Source organism: Pseudomonas sp. 1121_17, from assembly GCF_052850745.1.
This window is the reverse complement of record NZ_VXCX01000002.1, coordinates 402,314-420,521: the sequence shown is the minus strand read 5'-3', so window position 1 is coordinate 420,521 and position 18,208 is coordinate 402,314. Positions and strand designations below refer to the sequence as shown.

Genomic DNA, 18,208 nt, shown 5'->3' with positions numbered 1-18,208 from the left:
CAGCATTTTCAAATACTCAACATGATGTTTATACGCAGCTGATAGTTAGCGAAATTCCTCACAACGCTATGGGATCTTTTTCCTGCCTGTGCTTATTGCCACGCGCACAACGAGACAGCGATGCTTGATGCAGCCTGGAGACGCAGTATCCGCCAGTAACCATGCCGCTGATTCGCAGTGCTGAGGTGCGTAGTGCTTAAAGATCAACCATCTGAAAATCGGCTGTTAGTTACTGTACTGATACTGATGAGCTTACTGGGGATATTCCCACTAGATGTGATACTTCCATCATTCCCAGCGTTGTCTTCACAATTTTCGGTGCCAACCCCAGATATCGCCTGGTCCATCAGCCTGTTCGCCGTTGGGGCCGCGCTGTCGCAGTGCTGGATCGGACCGCTATCCGATCGCCTTGGCCGTAAACGCCTGTTGTTAGTCGGACTGATAACGGCGGCGTCAGGTGCCGTGGGTTGTATTTATGCCTGGGACTTTTCGTCCTTCATGGTGTTCCGCTTGGTTCAGGCCGCTGGATGCGGTTGCTTTGTACTCAGCCATGCACTGGTTCAGGACCTGTATAGCGACCATCGGCGCAATTCGATGCGAATTTTGCTGACTACCGCCAGCGGTTTGTTTATCTCCCTATCACCGCTGGCAGGCAGTTTTTTGCAACAGTGGCTTGGTTGGCAGGGCAGCTTTCAGGCCTTTGTCGTGCTCGCGGCGTTAGCTGTGTTGCTGTGTAGTCTTTCGCTCACAGACGCCTCGCGTCCTGTCGCCCCACGGAGCGGCTATCGCACCTTGTTCAAGGATCGACGCTTCATAAGCTATTCGCTGCTGTCCGCAATGGCATTTGCCTGCCACTTCTCTTTCATTGTCACGTCACCCTTGCTGTTCATGGATCTGCTGGGGATGACCGACTACGCCTTTTCACTGATATTCATTGCTTACGGTGCGGCTTATATCATTGGCGGCGTGGTCGCCAGTGCCTTGAACAAACGCATCGAGGTGAGTGCACAGATCAGACTGGGGCTGCTTTTGATCGGCGTCGCTGGGTTGTCGCTGTTTCTCTGGCTGTACGTGCTGAATTTGACCGTCACCGGAATCATGCTGTCGATGGTGGTCTGCAGTGCCGGTACAACGATTGTGCGCCCGGCCGCGACTACCTGGGCGTTGAGCCTACACCCTGAGATTGCAGGGACGGCAGCCGCTCTGAATAACACGCTGGTATTTACCCTTGGCGGCTTGTGCAGCGCAGGGGTCGCGTTGGCAGAAGGGGACTTGCTGCAGGCATTAGCGATGGCATTCGTCCTTGCAGCGCTGATCGGGAGTCTGTTGCTGGGACGTCTTCGCAGCCTGCAATCGAAGCTTCTCCCGGACTGACACACCTGTTCCATTCCTGCGCCACGTGTGCCGAAACTGCGGCGACTCGTAGGCTCGCTGGCTTGCGTTCGACAGTGGACAAAGCTCTCTACGACGGGGCTTTCAGTGGTATCTCTGGTGCTGGCACAGCCGTTGCTCCTGTTGTTCACGACACATTCCCTGGGTGTCGCCAATAACAAGAACGGAGATTCCCCGATGACCCAATCAGGTCCGCACCGCCGGCCCATGCCGGGTGCCTTGATGAGAACCGCAGGTTGCGCCGTCCTGGCGTTGGCTTGCCTGGCCCCGGCGTTTGCCGCCGAGGTCGATGGCAAGCGCATAATCGACGCCGACAAAGAACCCGGCAACTGGATGAGCCATGGCCGTACCTACGATGAGCAGCGCTACAGCCCGCTGAACACCATCAACGACGGCAACGTCAATCAACTGGGCCTGGCCTGGAGCTACAAGCTCGATCTGGACCGCGGCGTCGAGGCCACGCCTATCGTGGTCGACGGCGTGATGTACACCACAGGGCCATTTTCGGTGGTGTATGCCCTGGACGCACGCAATGGCAAGCTGCTGTGGAAGTACGATCCGCAGTCCGATCGCCATCGGGCCGGTGAAGCCTGCTGCGATGCGGTCAACCGTGGCGTAGCCGTATGGCAGGGCAAGGTCTATGTCGGCGTGCTCGATGGCCGCCTGGAGGCCATCGATGCAAAGACCGGCAAGCGCGTATGGTCGGTCGACACCCGCAGCGACGACAAACGCAGCTACACCATCACCGGCGCGCCGCGTGTGGTCAATGGCAAGGTGGTGATCGGCAACGGCGGCGCCGAATTTGGCGTGCGTGGCTACGTCACCGCCTATGATGCCGAAACCGGCAAGCAGGCCTGGCGCTTCTTCACCGTGCCTGGCGACCCCAAGCTGCCGCCTGAAGACAAGGCGATGGAAATCGCCAGCAAGACCTGGCACGGCGATGCCTTTGTCGAGCAGGGCGGCGGTGGCACGGCGTGGGATTCGTTCGCCTATGACCCAGAACTGAACCTGCTCTATATCGGCGTCGGCAACGGCTCGCTGTGGGATCCGAAATGGCGCAGCCAGGCCAAGGGCGACAACCTGTTCCTGTCGTCGATCGTGGCGGTCAATGCCGATACCGGCGAATACGCCTGGCACTACCAGACCACGCCGGGCGATGCCTGGGACTTCACGGCCACCCAGCACATGATCCTCGCCGAACTGCCGATCAACGGCAAACAGCGCAAGGTATTGATGCAGGCGCCGAAAAACGGCTTCTTCTATGTACTCGACCGCGCCACCGGCGAGTTGCTCTCGGCGAAGAACATCGTGCCGGTCAACTGGGCCAAGGGCATCGACATGAAGACCGGCCGGCCAATCGTCGATGATGAGGCAGCTGCCTACTGGAAGGACGGCAAGCGCAAGCTGGTGACCCCGGCATTCTGGGGCGCACATGACTGGCACCCGATGTCCTACAACCCCAACACCGGGTTGGTGTACATCCCGGCGCACATCATGTCGGCCTACTACGAGCACATCCCGGACGCGCCCAAGCGTCACCCGTTCAAGAGCGTGTACCAGCTCGGCCTGCGCACCGGGATGATGCCCGAAGGCCCGGAAGGCCTGCTGGAAATGGCCAAAACCTGGTCAGGCAAGTTGATCGCCTGGGACCCGGTCAAGCAGGCGCCTGCCTGGGAAGTGCCGTATATCACCATCTTCAACGGCGGCACCCTGAGCACGGCGGGCAACCTGGTTTTCGAGGGCAGTGCCGATGGCCGGGTGATCGCCTACGCCGCCGACGATGGCAAAAAGCTCTGGGAATCACCGGCTGCCAGCGGCGTGATGGCTGCGCCGATCACGTATTCGGTAGATGGCGAGCAATACGTGACCTTCATGGCCGGCTGGGGCGGGGCGTTCTCGACCTTTGCCGGGGCCTTGTCGCTGCGCGCCGGCGTGCAGCCGTTCGCCCAGGTGCTGACCTACAAGATCGGCGGCAACGCCACCCTGCGTGAGCCACCACCGCCGGCCGACACGCCGAAACCGCCAGCGCTCACTGCTGACGAAAAAACCGTAGCCGCCGGTGCTGCGCTTTACGACGGCAACTGCTCGCAGTGCCATGGCATCCATGCCGTCAGCGGCGGCGTGCTGCCGGACCTGCGCAAGCTCACCGCGGAAAAACACCAGATGTTCCTCGGCATTCTCTATGGCGGGCGCATCCCGGACGGTATGCCTTCGTTCGCCGAAGCGCTCAAGCCTGAGCAGGTGGAACAGGTGCACCAATACCTGATCAAGCGCGCCCACGACCTGCAAAGCGAAGGCAGTGTCTGGCAGCGCTTCAGCGCCAAGCCCGCAGCCGCCACGCCGCTTGCCGACAATACCTCCAAGGAGTGACATGACGATGCGCGATAATCTGTACCAGAACTATATCGACAACGCTTTTGTGGCCAGCGAACAACTGATCGAGGTGTTCAACCCGGCCAACGGCGAGCTGTTGGGGGCGGTGCCGGAGTCACCCGTTGAGCAGGTCGAACGCGCGATTGACGCAGCGCGCCGTGCGCAGAAAGGCTGGGCGGCAAGACCTGCCATCGAGCGCGCCGGTTACTTGCGCCAGATCGCGACCAAGGTGCGGGCCAATGCCGAGCGCCTGGCGCGCATCATCACCCAGGAGCAGGGCAAGGTGCCGGCGTTGGCCTTGGTGGAGGTCAATTTCACTGCGGACTATCTTGACTACATGGCCGAATGGGCGCGCCGCCTGGAGGGCGAGGTGCTGAGCAGTGATCGGGCCAACGAACACATCTTCCTGCTGCGCAAACCCCTGGGCGTGGTTGCGGGGGTGCTGCCGTGGAATTTCCCGTTCTTCCTGATTGCGCGCAAGATGGCGCCGGCGCTGCTGACCGGCAACACCATCGTGATCAAACCCAGCGAAGAGACACCGATCAACTGCTACGAGTTTGCCCGGCTGGTGGCCGAAACCGATCTACCGCCAGGGGTGTTCAACGTGGTCGGCGGCAAAGGTGCAAGTGTCGGCCACAGCCTCACCAGCCATGCCGGTATTGACCTGGTGAGCTTCACTGGCAGTGTCGCCACCGGGGCGCGGATCATGGCTGCGGCAGCGCCAAACATCACCAAGCTCAACCTCGAACTGGGCGGCAAGGCGCCCGCTATCGTGCTGGCCGACGCCGACCTGGACCTGGCCGTCCGTGCGATCGTTGCCTCGCGGGTGATCAACACCGGGCAGGTGTGCAACTGCGCCGAGCGGGTGTATGTGCAGCGCGATGTGGCGGATGCCTTCATCGACAAGGTCGCGCAGACGATGGCCGCCACGCGCTATGGCGACCCGTCGCTGCAGGCTGACCTGGACATGGGCCCATTGATCAATCAGGCCGGGCTGGACAAGGTCGCGCAGATGGTGCGCACGGCTGTCGGGCAGGGCGCTCAGGTGGTTACCGGCGGGCAGGTAGCTGATCTTGGTGCGGGCTTCCACTATCAACCGACGGTGCTGGCCGGCTGTGAGGCGGACATGGAGATCATGCGCAAGGAGATCTTCGGTCCGGTCCTGCCGATCCAGATCATCGACGACCTGGATGAAGCGATTGCCTTGGCCAACGACAGCGAATATGGCCTGACCTCGTCGTTATATACCCGCGACCTGAACGCCGCACTCAAAGCCAGCCGCGAAATCGATTTTGGCGAGACCTACATCAACCGCGAGAACTTCGAGGCCATGCAGGGTTTCCACGCCGGAGCACGCAAGTCTGGGGTGGGCGGGGCGGATGGCAAGCATGGGCTGTATGAGTACACGCGCACGCAAGTGGTGTATATCCAGGGCTGAGTAACGGGGGCAGCACTGGCCGGCACGCTCGTGCAGCGGCCAGTGCTGCGCTCAGTCAGCCTGATTCGGCGGCACGATTGCGTGTCGTTTCATCTTGCGGTACAGAGTCGATCGGGAAATTCCCGCCGCGTCTGCTGCCGCGCTGATATTCCAACGCTCGCGCCGCAGTACATCGAGCAAATGCCGGGCTTCGGCATCCTCGACCTGAGCCTCCAGGCGCAGTGGCTGTGCAAGGACCGGCGTCTGCGGCGCACTCGCCAGCAACTCCTCCGGCAGACAATTCAGGCTTATCACGCCATTTTCCGCCAGCGCGGCTGCGTAGCGCAGCGCGTTCAGCAATTGGCGCACGTTGCCAGGCCAGGGGTGGCCCAGCAGGCAGCGGTGAGCCTCGGCGTCCAGCTGCAGCCCTTGCGCTTCGGGCAGCCGTCGCAGCAGGTGCTCGATCAACTCGACGCGATCGCTGCGCTGGCGTAGCGCCGGCAGGCTCATGCGCATGCCGCACAAACGGTAAAAGAGGTCTTCACGGAAGCGTTTGTCAGCAATCATGCTGGCCAGATCCTGGTGGGTCGCCGACACCACCTGAATATCCAACGCCACTGGCGCTTCGGCCCCCAGGGGTTGCAGCTCACGCTCGGCCAGCACCCGCAGCAAGCGGGTTTGCAGGTGTGCAGGCATGTCGCCGATCTCATCGAGGAACAGCGTGCCGCCATTGGCCAGTTCGAGCTTGCCCTTCATGCCTTTGCGGTTGGCGCCGGTGAAGCTGCCGCTGCGGTAGCCAAACAGCTCGCTTTCAATCAACGACTCGGGGATCGCTGCGCAATTGAGTGCAACGAACGGCCCGGCCTGACGGCGACTGGCCTGGTGCACGGCGCGGGCAAAGGCCTCTTTGCCGGTGCCGGTTTCACCGGTGATGAGGATACAGATGTCCTTGTCCAGCACCTTGCGCAGACGCTGCACGCTTTGCTGCAGTTGGCTGTCGCCGCCGGCAAGTTGCTCAAGTGTCGGGTGGCGGGCTGTAGTTGGGGCCGGCGCAACAGGCTTGGCGCGCAGCCCGTAGCCAGCCGGCACACGCAAACCGACTTCGATGATCAGCTCGCTGCCAGGCTCGCGCAGTTGGGTGCCGCAAGCGCCGCCGCGGGTGAGCATCAGCAGCTCATCGATAGTGGCGGGCAGCAACTGCTCGATGCGCAAGCCCAGCAGAGCGCCAGGCTGGGCCATGAATGCAGCCCGGTTGGCGCCGATCACCCGGCCGCCTTCATCCAGCGCCAATAGCTGCTCGTTGGCCAGATCGGTGATGTCGTCGCGAGGCTTGAGGGCCAGGGTCAGACGGTCGCGGTAACGTTGGCGGAAATGGGTGTTCTCGATCAGCCGCGCGTACAGCGTAACCAGGTGCAGGGTCAGGTGCTGCGCCTGTTTTGGCCCATCGTTGAACAGGCAGGTTGCGTTGAGGCAGCCAAGCAACTGATTCTGCGCATCGAAGATCGGTGACACCGAACAGCTCAGGCGGGCGTTGGCCGCAAGAAAATGCTCCTGGCGGTGGATGGTCAGCGCCTGCCCCGACGCCAGCGCGGTGCCGATGCCATTGGTGCCAGCGATCGATTCGTCCCAGCGCGCGCCGACAATCAGCCCAGCGCGTGAATAACGGTCGTGATCGGCCGGCAGGCGCGCATCCAGAGTAATGCCGTCGGCATCGCTGAGCAGCACGGCGAAGCCCGCATCGACCACCCTTCGGGCCAGGCCGTTGACGCCTTGCCCGGCGATGCTCAGGTAAGCCTCGTGCTGAGCCTGATGCTGGCGAATCTCGGCGGCGCTGAGGATATTGTCGACATGGCGCAGGCCTGGGTCGAGGTGGTGCTGGTTGATGCTGCGAAACCACGATTCGGCGATCACCGCTTCCGGCGCAAGGCCGCGCTCGGCGAAGTGGCAGTCGATAAACGCAGCCAGTTCCCTGGCGCGGGTGTCGGTGGTAGGCGCGGTCATGGGCGCTCCCCGTGCTGTTATTGTCGTGGGCCGGTTCGAAGTGCCGGTCAGACTGCAACCATAGCGCAAAAGCCTGAGGCAGTGAGCGCCTGCTTGAAATGGAACGCCTGACGGCATTCTAGCTTCTCAACAGAATACAAGCCTGGGAGGGGCAGATCATGGACCAGCAGCAATCTATCGCGCCGCGGCCGGTTGAGCCGCGCCAGCTACGTTTTACCGACGACGGCTCGACGCCGAACAGCCTGTTGCCGGTGTTGCTTTATGCGATGCAGTGGCCACACGGCACGAACCGAGCGGCGGCTTTTGAGGCGCTGTTCGAGGTGCACGGGTGGCCTGCGTTATGGCGAGATGGGGTGTTTCCCTACCACCACTTCCACCCCAACGCGCATGAAGTACTGGGCGTAGCGCAGGGGGAAGCGCGCTTGACCCTGGGTGGTACCGCCGGGCAGACCATCAGCGTCAAAGCGGGCGACGTGCTGGTGCTGCCGGCGGGCACCGGCCATCGCTGCGTGACCTGTAGTGAGGACTTTGTCGTGGTTGGCGGTTACCCGCGGGGGCAGGAAGACTACGAGATCGAGCGGCCCAACGCCCGTGGCCACGCGCAGGCGGTAGCGCGGATTGCCAAGGTGGCGTTGCCGGAGTTGGACCCGGTGCTGGGCAAGGATGGCGGGGTCGTCGCGTTGTGGCGTTGAAGTGTTGCCGGGCGCCAGGCCCGGCAACGTTCAGCCGTATCAATCGGCGCGGGCGCTGCTCAAGGCGCCTGCACGGGTGACGCGCAGGGCCACCAGGCTGCCGATCACGATCAGCCCGGCCAGCGAGTACAGTGCAGCATCGGTGGAACCAGTCTGATCCTTGATGAAGCCCACCAGATACGGGCTGAGGAAGCCTGCCATCTGCCCGACCGAGTTGATGATCGCCAGGCCAGCCACCGCAGTGGCAGCACTGAGCAACGCAGTTGGCATCGGCCAGAACATCGGCAAACCGGTGAGGGCGCCCATGGTCGCGATCGACAGACCAAGGATGGCAATCGGCGGATTGCCGGCAAAGTTGACCGCGATCAGCAGGCCGATCGCGCCCATCAGCATCGGCACCACAAGGTGCCAGCGGCGCTCGTTGCGCAGATCAGCCGAACGGCCTACCAGAATCATGAACAGGCCGGCCAGCAGATAAGGGATCGCGCTCAACCAGCCAATCAGCAATGGGTTGTCAAAGCCCATGCTCTTGATGATCGACGGCAGCCAGAAGTTAATCGCGTACACGCCGCTCTGGATGCAGAAGTAGATGAAGCCAAAGGTCCAGATCAGCGGATTGGTCAGCACCGACAACACGCTGTCACCGCTGCTGACCGGCTTGCGTGCTGCATCGGCGGTAAGGTCGGTTTCGATGATCTGCCGCTCGGCCGGGCTGAGCCACGGCGCTTTCTGGTAACCGTCGCTGAGCAGTTTGATCGCCAGTACGCCCAGCACCACTGTCGGCAGGCCCTGGATCAGGAACATCCACTGCCAGCCCGCCAAACCGTGCTGGCCGGCGGCAAAGTGCTGCAGAATCCAGCCAGAAAATGGCCCGCCAAGCAGCCCCGAAACCGGGATCGCCGACATGAACAGGGCCATGATCCGCCCACGTCGATCCGCAGGGAACCAGCGCGAGAGGTACAGCACCACGCCCGGGAAGAAGCCGGCTTCGGCGGCGCCGGTGAGCAGGCGCAGGGCGTAGAACTCGGTCGGCGTGGTGACAAACATCAAGCAGGTCGACAGGCTGCCCCAGGCGATCATCATCAAGGCGATCCAGCGCCGTGGCCCGAAGCGGTTCAGCGCCAGGTTGCTGGGCAGGCCGCAGAGTACGTAGCCGATGAAGAAAATCCCGGCGCCGAGGCCATAGACGGTTTCGCTGAACTTCAGTGCATCGAGCATCTGCAGCTTGGCAAAACCCACGTTGACGCGGTCGAGGTAGTTGAACAGGTAGCAGATGAAAATGAATGGAATCAGCCGCAGCGTGATGCGCCGGTACAGCGCATTGCGGGTGCTATCGTGGCCTTGGTCAGGGGCAGAGCTGTGTGCCATGATCGGGATCTCTGTTGTTATGATTGTTACCGCGTCGCCTGTTTCGGCGCTCGCCTGACGAGTCTCGGCGAGCGCAGCGCGGCTGTCTTTGTGCTTATGCACAGGTGTCAGCGCTGGCCGCTGTGCTGCGGCCCAAATCCTATCACTGCAAGGACCGTTGAATGTTCGAACTGGACCATGACCTGGCGCAGGATATCGTCGACCGGGCGATGGCCATCCTGCCGTGCAATGTCAACGTCATGGACAGCCAGGGCCTGATCCTCGGCAGCGGTGAAGCAGAGCGCATCAACACCCGCCATGAAGGTGCCCAGTTGGTATTGGCCAATGGCCGGATCGTCGAGCTCGATAATGACGCGGCCAAGTGCCTCAAGGGCGTGCAGCCCGGCGTCAACCTGCCGCTGATGCTCGATGGCCGCTTGATCGGCGTGCTCGGCCTGACCGGTGATCCGCAGCAATTGCGCACCTACGGCGAGCTGGTGCGGATGACCGCCGAGATGCTCCTGGCTCAGCGTCACCTGCAAGTCGAGCAACACTGGCGACGCCAGCGCTGTGATGACTTGCTGGCATTGTTGCTGGGCAGTAGTGGTGATTCGACGCGTTTGCTCGACGAGGCCCAGCAACTTGGCCTCAAGCCTCAATTGGCACGGGTGCCGTGCCTGTTCGAGCTGGAGTCCGGACCGCCTGCAGAAGCCTTGGCCACCTGGCTGATGAGCCGTTACCCGGATGGCTGGTGCGTCAGCCCGGCCCGTCAGTCGCTGTTGTGGTGTCGGCCGGCAGCGGTCGCGCTGGATGAACAGCGCCTGCTCGAGCGGCTGCAGCGCCATGGCTGGCATGTCCAGCGCCTGGCCGTTGGCCCGCCAGCGCAAAGCCTTGAGCAATTGCGACGCGGCTACCGGCGGGTACGTGATTTGCTTGCCTATGGGCGCGAAGTGCTGCCTGCCGAGCGCTTGCTGAACCTGACCCGCTACCGCTTGCCAGCACTGCTGTGGCGCCACCGCAACGACGACGCGCTGGATGAATTGCTCGAGCCATTGCTGCGCATTCGGAGCAAGGACGCCAGCGGCCAGTTGCTCAATACCTTGCGCGCCTGGTGCACCCATGATGGCCAGAGCCAGGCCTGTGCCGATGCCTTGGGCATCCACCGCAACAGCCTGCGCTATCGCCTGGAACGTATCGCCGAGCTGGGCGAAGTCGACCCACAGCGGCTGGACGGCATGTTGACCTTGTATCTGGGTTTGCAGCTGTTGCCCGCCGACTGAGCTGAGTGGCAAAGGCGTTTGCCCAAACAACGGCGCCGGGCTTTTGTGCATCTGACCGAGGCCTGCGGATGACGCAACTGTCAGCATCGCTGCAACAGGATCAGGAGAATCCCCATGAAAATTGTCATTGCCCCCGATTCGTTCAAGGACAGCCTCGACGCCGCTGCTGTCGCCCAGGCCATCGCGCGCGGCCTGGCCGAGGTATGGGCGCAGGCCGAGCTGATCGAGTGTCCGATGGCCGATGGCGGCGAAGGCACGCTGCAGGCGATTGTCGCGGCCAGCCACGGTGAGCTCCGCCAGCAAGCGGTGCGCGGGCCGCTGGGGCAGACGGTCGAGGCCAGCTGGGGCTGGCTCGCCGAGAGCCACACGGCAATCATCGAAATGGCTGAAGCCAGTGGCTTGCAGTTGGTCCCCGGCGAGCAGCGCGACGCCTGTCGCAGCAGCACCTGGGGCACCGGCGAATTGATCGGCGCGGCATTGGCTGCGGGTGCCCAACGCATCGTCCTGGCGATTGGCGGCAGTGCCACCAACGACGGCGGCAGCGGCATGCTCCGCGCCCTTGGCTTGCGTTTGCTCGATGCCGATGGCCAGGCGCTGGCCGAAGGCGGCTTGGCCTTGGCGCAATTGGCCCGGATCGACGCCAGTGAGCTTGATCCGCGTCTGGCTGAGGTGCAGGTCGAAGTCGCTGCAGACGTCGACAACCCACTGTGTGGGGCGAATGGCGCCTCGGCGATTTTTGGTCCGCAAAAAGGCGCCAGCCCTGAGCAGGTGACAGCGCTGGATCTCGCACTTGGCCATTTTGCCGACCATTGCGCGCAACTGCTGGGTAAAGACCTCAGGGAGTCGCCCGGTAGCGGCGCTGCCGGCGGCATGGGCTTTGCGGCCAAGGCATTCATGGACGCGCGTTTCCGCGCTGGAGTGGAGGTGGTCGCCGAGCTGGCCGGCCTGGATACACTGGTGCAGGGCGCCGATCTGGTCATCACCGGCGAAGGCCGCTTTGACGCGCAGACCTTGCGCGGTAAAACGCCCATGGGCGTGGCCAGGGTTGCCAAACGTCATGGTGTGCCGGTGGTGGTGCTGGCCGGCACCCTGGGCGAGGGTTACCAGCAACTGTACGGCCATGGCATCGATGCCGCGTTTGCGCTGGCCAGTGGGCCGATGACCTTGGCTCAGGCGTGCAGCGAGGCGCCGGCACTGCTGCAGGCGCGTGCCAGCGATGTTGCCAGGCTGTGGCAGTGCGCCAAGGCTCAGCGCTGAGTTTCAGCTTCATAGGGCACATCAGCAGGCGTCTGGCTGAGTAGCACAGCAATTGCCAACAGCCCGGCGCCGACGCCTGCCAGCGGCAACCACGCCAGGCCGAGCTGACCGATCAAAAGGCCACCGAGCCCGCCGCCGAGCGCTGTGCCGAGGTTGAACGCAGCAATGTTCAACCCTGAGGCCACGCCGCTGGCGAGCGGCGCCACGCTTTTGGCCAAGTTGAGCAGGCGCAACGTGGACAGCGTGACGATGGCAAAGAACACTGCCCCCAGCACCCCGACCAGGCCGAGCACTGCCCATGGCGACTGCCTGAACACATACAGCAGCATTAACGTGACCACCAGCATGAGCAGGGCCAGCAACAGGCAGCGGTTTATCGCAAAGCGGTCGCCGGCATAGCCGCCAACCAGATTGCCAGCAATCGTGCAGGCGCCAAACAGCAGCATGCCCGCACTCAACAAGCGTGGCCCGGCCTGGCTCACCTCCAGCAGGTACGGCGACACGTAACTGAAAAAGCTGAACACCGCGACGCTGACCAGCATGGACACCACGGCAACGGACAACAACGGCCGCAGTAGTACGGCGCGCAGGCCGCTCAGCCCCGCGCCAGGCTGAGCAGCCACCGCACCGGCCTGAACCGGCATCCAGCGCAGCAAGCCGATCAAGCTCAAACAACCGAGTAGCGCCAGCGCGACAAATATCACCCGCCACGACCAGAAGCTGCCCAGCAGCGTGCCCAGCGGTACCCCGAGTGCCAACGACACCGTCAAGCCCATCCATACCACCGACAATGCCCGCCCAGCCTGTGCGGGTGCTACCAGCTTGACTGCGACACTGGCCGCTACCGCCATGAACACGCCGTGGGCCAGGCCAATCCCAAAGCGCACCAGGTGCAAGGTCAACACCTGCTCGACGCTTGCCAGCAGCAGGCTGCCCACCCCCAGCGCTGCTACCGTCAGCAGCATCAGCGAGCGGTCACGCCAGCTCGCCAGCGCCGCAGTCAGCAATGGTGCGCCGATGGCGGCACCCAACGCGTACGCCGCAATCGCCGCGCCCACCGCAGCGACTGAACTGCTCAGATCGTCCGCCATTGCCGAAACCAGACCGGCGACCACGAACTCGGACAAACCGAAGGCAAAGGTGCACAGCGAAAACACGTATATGGCTAACGGCATGGCGGCATCCGGCTCAAGTGCTGGGCCAAGGCAAACGCCTGTTCGCCATTCAGGCGTGGATCCACCTTGCTCAGATAGCAGCGGTGCAGATCCTCCGGCTGCAGCTGGCTCGGGCCGCCGAGGCACTCGGTCACTGCTTCAGCGGTCAATTCCAGGTGCAGCCCGCCGAGGACCGAGCCATGCCGGGCATGCACGGCGAAGGCCGTCTCTATTTCCGCCAGGATGTCATCGAAGGCGCGGGTCTTGGTGCCGCAGGGCAGGGTGCGGGTATTGCCGTGCATGGGGTCGCACAGCCACAACACCCGTGCGCCAGCGTGCTCTACTGCGTCGATCAGCGGCCCGAGGTGCTGTTCCAGCAGCGCCGCACCCATACGGTGGATCAGCGTCAGCCGGCCCGGCTGGTTGTGCGGGTTAAGCTGTTCGATCAGTTGCAGCAGTGCGCTGGCCGAAGTTTCAGCGCCGACCTTGACCGCCACCGGGTTGCTCACCCCACGCAGGTATTCGACATGGGCGCCGTCGGGCTGGGCGGTGCGCAGGCCAATCCACGGCAGGTGGGTGGACTGGTTGAACCAGCAGCCATCGTCCTCTTGCCGGGTCAACGCCTGCTCGTATTCCAGCAGCAAGGCTTCGTGGGAGATGAACAGCGCCTGATCGCACAGGCCATCGCTGTCCATGAAACCCTGCAGGGTGCGGATATCGCGCAAGGTCGCGGCCGAGTGAGCATAGGCTGCAAGCAAGCGCTGCGGATCTGCCCGCCGCGCTGCTGCGCGGAACTCGGCCTGGTTGACGATATCGCCGCGATACACCGGCAGACTCAGGCCATCACGGGTTTCGATATCACTGGAACGTGGCTTGGCGTACTGCCCGGCCAGGCGGCCGATCTTGATCACTGGCCGCTGTACACCCCGCGTCAGCAGCTGGCTCATCTGCTGCAGCAATTGCACAAAGCGATTCAGCGCAGCCTGATCGGTCTGGGTGAAGCCTTCCGCGCAATCACCGCCTTGCAAGACAAACGCGCGGCCCTGCTGGGCCTGGGCCAGCAAGGCCGTAAGCAGGCTGATCGACTGCCGACTGACCAGCGCGGGGGCCTGGCGCAAGTATGCCAGCGCTTGCTCAAGGGCAGGTTGGTCGTGATACAGCGGTTGCTGCGCAGCGCTGCGATCGCGCCAGGAGTTGAGGCTCCAGGCCAGTGGGCCGTCGAGCACGTTGGCGCCTTGAGTCAGCATGATCGGTGTCGCTCCCTGAGTGTCGTCGTTCGCCCTGCACCTGCTGCAAGGAGCGGCGATAGTGCGCAGCGACGACAGTTCAAGGGAAATACAATAAAGGTCTCAATCTGATACGCGCAGTTGCCCCAGAGCGCGCGGGGCGTGGCGCAGACCACAGCCGCTGACGGGGGCTTAAACTTGTATTTCAGGGGCTACTAATACTTTCGATCTATCACCGCTGCTTCGCCAAAAGTATTTTACTCAAGGTCTTCACTCGCCAATTCTCGGCGCAACTTATTCGAGAGGGCGGGGCGATGTTGGTTCACAAGGAAAACGACCATTCAGTCGTAGCGGCAGCCGAGGGCGAGCTTCGCCAGTTCGGCAGGAATATGCCTTGTCAGAATTTTTACACCGGCAAATTGCAGGCCGCCTGGGAACGAGCTCGCAACAGCCGCTATTACGCGGATATCGGCCCGTTCAGCAGCACAGCCTTCGCCCAGCTGCCGGTCACGCCCAAGGCTAGCCTCAAGGCCACCCCGCTGGATTTTTGCACGGTCGGCCTGGGTGATGCGGCGCGCTATTACGCCACCACCGGCACCACCGGCGAACCGACGCCAACTCCACGCCTGAAGCAAGACATCATCTGGAATGCCATCAGCGTCGCCAGCCAGTGGCGCGCGGTACTCAGACCAGGCTCCAGGGTCGCCAACCTTATGCCGTCGGATATCGTCCCGGTCGGCGATCTGATTGCCAACGTCTGCGACTATCTGGACGTCTCCCACGTGCGCCTGTACCCGTTTACCACCGGTATCACCGACTGGGAGCGGGTATGCAAGACCTTCGCCACCTACCAGCCGAGCGTGCTGTTCATTGCCCCTGGCGTGCTGGTCCAGCTGACTCGCTACCTTAAACAGCGGGAGATGCTCGACGGCTTCGCCCTGTCGGTGCAGACGATCATGCTGCTGGGCGAGGTCAACACCCAGCCGTTCCGCCAGCGCCTGGCGCGCTGGTGGCAGTGCGAGGTATTCGATGCCAGTTACGGCAGTACCGAGACCGGCACCCTGGCGACAATTGGCGAAGATCAACAGATGCGTCTGGCCTGCACCACCAACTACTTCGAACTGCTGCTGGAGGACGGTCAACTGGTGCCGCTGGCGCAAGGTCTCAGCGGGCGTCTGGTGGTAACGCCGCTGAACCTGTATGCGCGGCCGTTGCTGCGCCTGGATACCGGTGACAGCGTGACCATCAGCGGCGCCTGCGAGGCCGGCCAGCTCAGCCCAAGCCTGCTGATCAACGGCCGTGACAACGATGCCGTGGTAGTCGGCGGCGTGGCGTTGGATATTCGCGCCGTCGAGGAAGTTGTTTACGGCAACTGCGACGCCACGGGTTACATGATCGAAGTCGACCGCGACAAGGACAGCGCCGCGCTGATCCTGGAGCGCGATGTGCTCTGGGACACTGGTCAGGAGGCGGCGATCGAGGCGCGCCTGCAGGCCCATTCGCAAGCTCACATGCGCCTGCGCTGGAGCCGCATCCTGTTCATCAACAACCTGTCGGTGTTGAGCAAGAGCGGCGCCTCGCAAAAGAGCTGGAAAAAAACCAATCTGCGCTTTGTCGGCGGTGCGCAATGAGCGCCTTGTTGCCGAAGTTTCCGCAAGGGCAGGGCCTGGCCAATCATCAGGCTGACCTCTGGTGCACCTACGCTGCGATCCGCAGCCTGGCCTGGGTCGAGCGCCTGGGCAGTGCCGATGTGCCGCAGCTGCAGGCGTATATCCAGTCACGGCGCAACCGTGATGGCGGCTATGCCTGGAGCAAAGGTATGCCGTCCGATGCCTGGGCCACGTTCTATTGCACCGAAACCCTCAAGGATCTGGCGGCGCCAGTCAGCGACACAGACGCCACTGCCGCATGGCTGCACACCTTGTTCGACGGCGACGCCTACGCTATGTGCCCGGGTCAGACGGCAGATGCCTGGGCAACGCACTACGCCTTGCGCACGTTGCTCGAAGTCTGCCAAGGCGAGGTCCAGCAGCGTGAACCGCTGTACCGCTGGCTTGAGGGTCTGCAATGCGCCAATGGTGGCCTGAGCTGGTCGGCTGAGTTTGCCGAGCGCGATGTCGCCGATACGCGCGCCTGCTTTTATGGCGTGATGGCCGCCCGCGCACTGCAACGAGCCGGGCTGCCGGCGCCAGCGTGGGACCGCACGCGTTTGATCGCCTGGTTGCAGGCGCAGCAGCTGGCTGACGGCGGCTTTCGCTTCAGCGCGTCGGCCGAGTCGGCGTGCCTGTGGGCAACCTACCGGGCAACTGCAAGCCTGGCAGAGTTGCACGCACTACCACTGGACGCACAGCGTTGCAGCGACTGGATCGTTGCCCGCCGCAGCGGCGCAGGCGGTTTTGTCCGCTGGCAGGGTTATGACGGCGAGGACGTCTGGGCGGTGTTCTGCGCGGTGGGCTCACTCAAGGCACTCGGGCAGCCAGTCGCCTGGCTGGCCGATGAAGTCGCTGACTATATCGCCAGCCTGGCCACACCGGGTGGCGGCTACACCTACCGCGAAGCGAGCACGGCGGCGGATGTGCTGACCAGCGCCGCCGGGATCCTCGGCGGCACCCTCGACGGCGGCCAGCGTGCTGCGGCGTTGCGCTGGATCGAAGGCTGCCAGATGCCCAACGAGGCCGGGATCATGTACATGCCCGGGCGCGGTGCCGAGGTGCGCTGCACGGCCTGGGGACTGGCAGCCGGGGCGTTTGCCGAGCAGCCACAGGCCCGTCAGGCAATCGGCGAATGGCTGGCCTCGCTGCAAAACCCGGATGGCGGCTTTGGCTTCTGGGAAGGACGCGGCTCGGACATGGTCTCGACCGCCGCCGCGGTGGCCATCCTGCAGTCGCTGGGAGACAGCAGCTGCGTGGCGCTGGATGGCCTGCAGCGGTTCGTCGGCAGCTGCCAGCATGAAGACAGCGGGCGTCTGACCTACAGCGCCTATCCGCGAGGCGCGTCATCGCTGCGGGCCGGTTTGCAGGCGCTCAGTTGTCTTGCCTATCTCGGCCATCCCGTGCAGCAGGCCGCGACTGCGCTGCTGGCGGCGCACAAGGTTCGTCAGGGTGGCTTCGCCAATCACGGTCAACGTATCCCCGACCTGCTCAGCACCTATCAGGCGGTGGCCATGGCGTTGGCATTCGAGCTGCCGGTGGACATCGCTCACCTGCGCTTCTTCCTCGACAAGGTCAGCACCGCGCAAGGCTTTGCCTGGTCGCCGCTGTATCTGGAGGGCAGCGATGCGCTGTCAGCCTGCCTGGGCCGTCTGCTGCAGGCATTCGTCGACGGCCGCCGCCGCCATTTGCCCAACCTGCAACTGTCATAAGGACACCAAGCATGCCGACCATTACCGTCGCCTGCGCGCCGCTGCCGCTGATCGAGCGCAAGCGCATTGCGCTGGGTTTTACCCGCGTTCTCAAGAGCCTGGGCGCCGACCCCGCGCATTGCATGGTGTTCTTCGCGCCGCTGCCGCTGGACTGCGTGTTCAGCGCCGGCATGCCTTTGCCCAGCCAGGACCGTGACGGCCAGCCTGCGCAGTTTCATGTGCGCATCACGCTCTCCAGCGAGCGCGACATGCTCGCGCAGCAGACCCTGGCCGACGGCCTGTACGCGGGGCTGCGCAGCCGCTACAGCACAGCTTTCATCTATCTGCTATTTGACCCGATCGCGCCTGAACAGGTGTTCTACAGCGCGGGCGCGGCACTGATCAACGCAAGCACTCAACAAGGAAGCACCGGCTCGTGAATACCCCCTCCATCGAACTCCAGATCCGCCAGACGCTTGCGCAATTGCTCGGCCCCGAGGTCCTCGGCATCGACAGCCAGGCCAGCTTTCGCGACTTTCTCGGTGAGCGCTTCGACAGCCTGATGGCAGTCGAGGTGATTACTGCCGTCGAGGACCGCTTCAGCATCGAGGTGGACTACCTCAGCGACGATGTGCGTTTCTGGTTCGAGACCCTGGACAAGATGCAGCGCTTCGTTGCGCAGAAGGTCGAAGACCAGCTCACCCTGCAGGCCGCCGAGTGAGCGCCGAG

14 protein-coding genes are annotated in these 18,208 nt (G+C 63.4%); 10 read left to right on the top strand and 4 right to left on the bottom strand.

Annotated features, from left to right (window positions below):
- Nucleotides 1-246 precede the first annotated feature (246 nt).
- The 3 genes from FW789_RS06800 to aldA all read left to right on the top strand — a co-directional run bounded on the left by FW789_RS06800 (nt 247) and on the right by aldA (nt 5,203).
- On the top strand, nt 247-1,374 hold the full coding sequence (locus FW789_RS06800) for an MFS transporter (RefSeq protein WP_446431242.1): 1,128 nt from the start codon (nt 247-249) through the stop codon (nt 1,372-1,374).
- A 240-nt stretch (nt 1,375-1,614) separates the two neighbouring features.
- Nucleotides 1,615-3,762: a PQQ-dependent dehydrogenase, methanol/ethanol family gene (locus FW789_RS06795; protein WP_411563193.1), complete on the top strand. Its 2,148-nt coding sequence runs from the start codon at nt 1,615-1,617 to the stop codon at nt 3,760-3,762.
- 7 nt (nt 3,763-3,769) lie between these two features.
- Nucleotides 3,770-5,203: an aldehyde dehydrogenase gene (gene aldA, locus FW789_RS06790; RefSeq protein ID WP_446431199.1), complete on the top strand. Its 1,434-nt coding sequence runs from the start codon at nt 3,770-3,772 to the stop codon at nt 5,201-5,203.
- Between the two features lie 51 nt (nt 5,204-5,254).
- Here the strand turns inward: aldA and FW789_RS06785 are convergent, their stop codons facing one another.
- A complete protein-coding gene (locus tag FW789_RS06785) occupies nt 5,255-7,183 on the bottom strand; it encodes a sigma-54-dependent Fis family transcriptional regulator (protein ID WP_446431198.1) in 1,929 nt (642 codons plus the stop codon).
- A 158-nt stretch (nt 7,184-7,341) separates the two neighbouring features.
- Between FW789_RS06785 and FW789_RS06780 the strand changes: the two genes are divergently transcribed.
- Nucleotides 7,342-7,875, top strand: coding sequence for a cupin domain-containing protein (locus FW789_RS06780; protein ID WP_446431197.1), 534 nt, complete (start codon nt 7,342-7,344; stop codon nt 7,873-7,875).
- A 39-nt stretch (nt 7,876-7,914) separates the two neighbouring features.
- Here the strand turns inward: FW789_RS06780 and FW789_RS06775 are convergent, their stop codons facing one another.
- A complete protein-coding gene (locus tag FW789_RS06775; protein WP_186698039.1) occupies nt 7,915-9,243 on the bottom strand; it encodes an MFS transporter in 1,329 nt (442 codons plus the stop codon).
- A 161-nt stretch (nt 9,244-9,404) separates the two neighbouring features.
- Between FW789_RS06775 and FW789_RS06770 the strand changes: the two genes are divergently transcribed.
- Nucleotides 9,405-10,502, top strand: a complete 1,098-nt coding sequence (locus FW789_RS06770; protein ID WP_446431196.1) for a sugar diacid recognition domain-containing protein — start codon at nt 9,405-9,407, stop codon at nt 10,500-10,502.
- 114 nt (nt 10,503-10,616) lie between these two features.
- Nucleotides 10,617-11,759 carry a glycerate kinase gene (locus tag FW789_RS06765; protein ID WP_340612235.1) on the top strand — a complete coding sequence of 381 codons (1,143 nt, stop codon included), beginning with the start codon at nt 10,617-10,619 and terminating at the stop codon, nt 11,757-11,759.
- Here FW789_RS06765 and FW789_RS06760 read toward each other — a convergent pair.
- Together FW789_RS06760 and FW789_RS06755 are read right to left on the bottom strand one after the other, a co-directional pair.
- Nucleotides 11,750-12,934, bottom strand: coding sequence for an MFS transporter (locus FW789_RS06760; RefSeq protein WP_446431195.1), 1,185 nt, complete (start codon nt 12,932-12,934; stop codon nt 11,750-11,752). The genes FW789_RS06765 and FW789_RS06760 overlap by 10 nt on opposite strands.
- On the bottom strand, nt 12,925-14,160 hold the full coding sequence (locus tag FW789_RS06755; protein ID WP_446431194.1) for a 3-deoxy-7-phosphoheptulonate synthase: 1,236 nt from the start codon (nt 14,158-14,160) through the stop codon (nt 12,925-12,927). The genes FW789_RS06760 and FW789_RS06755 overlap by 10 nt, the downstream gene beginning before the upstream one ends.
- A 368-nt stretch (nt 14,161-14,528) precedes the next feature.
- Here FW789_RS06755 and FW789_RS06750 point away from each other — a divergent pair, with 368 nt between their 5' ends.
- Genes FW789_RS06750 through FW789_RS06735 form a run of 4 tightly spaced genes read left to right on the top strand, consistent with a single transcriptional unit; the run spans nt 14,529 to nt 18,200 of the window.
- Nucleotides 14,529-15,770, top strand: a complete 1,242-nt coding sequence (locus tag FW789_RS06750; protein WP_411563110.1) for a phenylacetate--CoA ligase family protein — start codon at nt 14,529-14,531, stop codon at nt 15,768-15,770.
- Nucleotides 15,767-17,500, top strand: coding sequence for a prenyltransferase/squalene oxidase repeat-containing protein (locus tag FW789_RS06745; RefSeq protein ID WP_446431193.1), 1,734 nt, complete (start codon nt 15,767-15,769; stop codon nt 17,498-17,500). The genes FW789_RS06750 and FW789_RS06745 overlap by 4 nt, the downstream gene beginning before the upstream one ends.
- Nucleotides 17,501-17,511: 11 nt before the next feature.
- Nucleotides 17,512-17,919: a hypothetical protein gene (locus FW789_RS06740; RefSeq protein ID WP_103437341.1), complete on the top strand. Its 408-nt coding sequence runs from the start codon at nt 17,512-17,514 to the stop codon at nt 17,917-17,919.
- Nucleotides 17,916-18,200, top strand: a complete 285-nt coding sequence (locus FW789_RS06735) for an acyl carrier protein (protein ID WP_103437340.1) — start codon at nt 17,916-17,918, stop codon at nt 18,198-18,200. The genes FW789_RS06740 and FW789_RS06735 overlap by 4 nt, the downstream gene beginning before the upstream one ends.
- Nucleotides 18,201-18,208 lie beyond the last annotated feature (8 nt).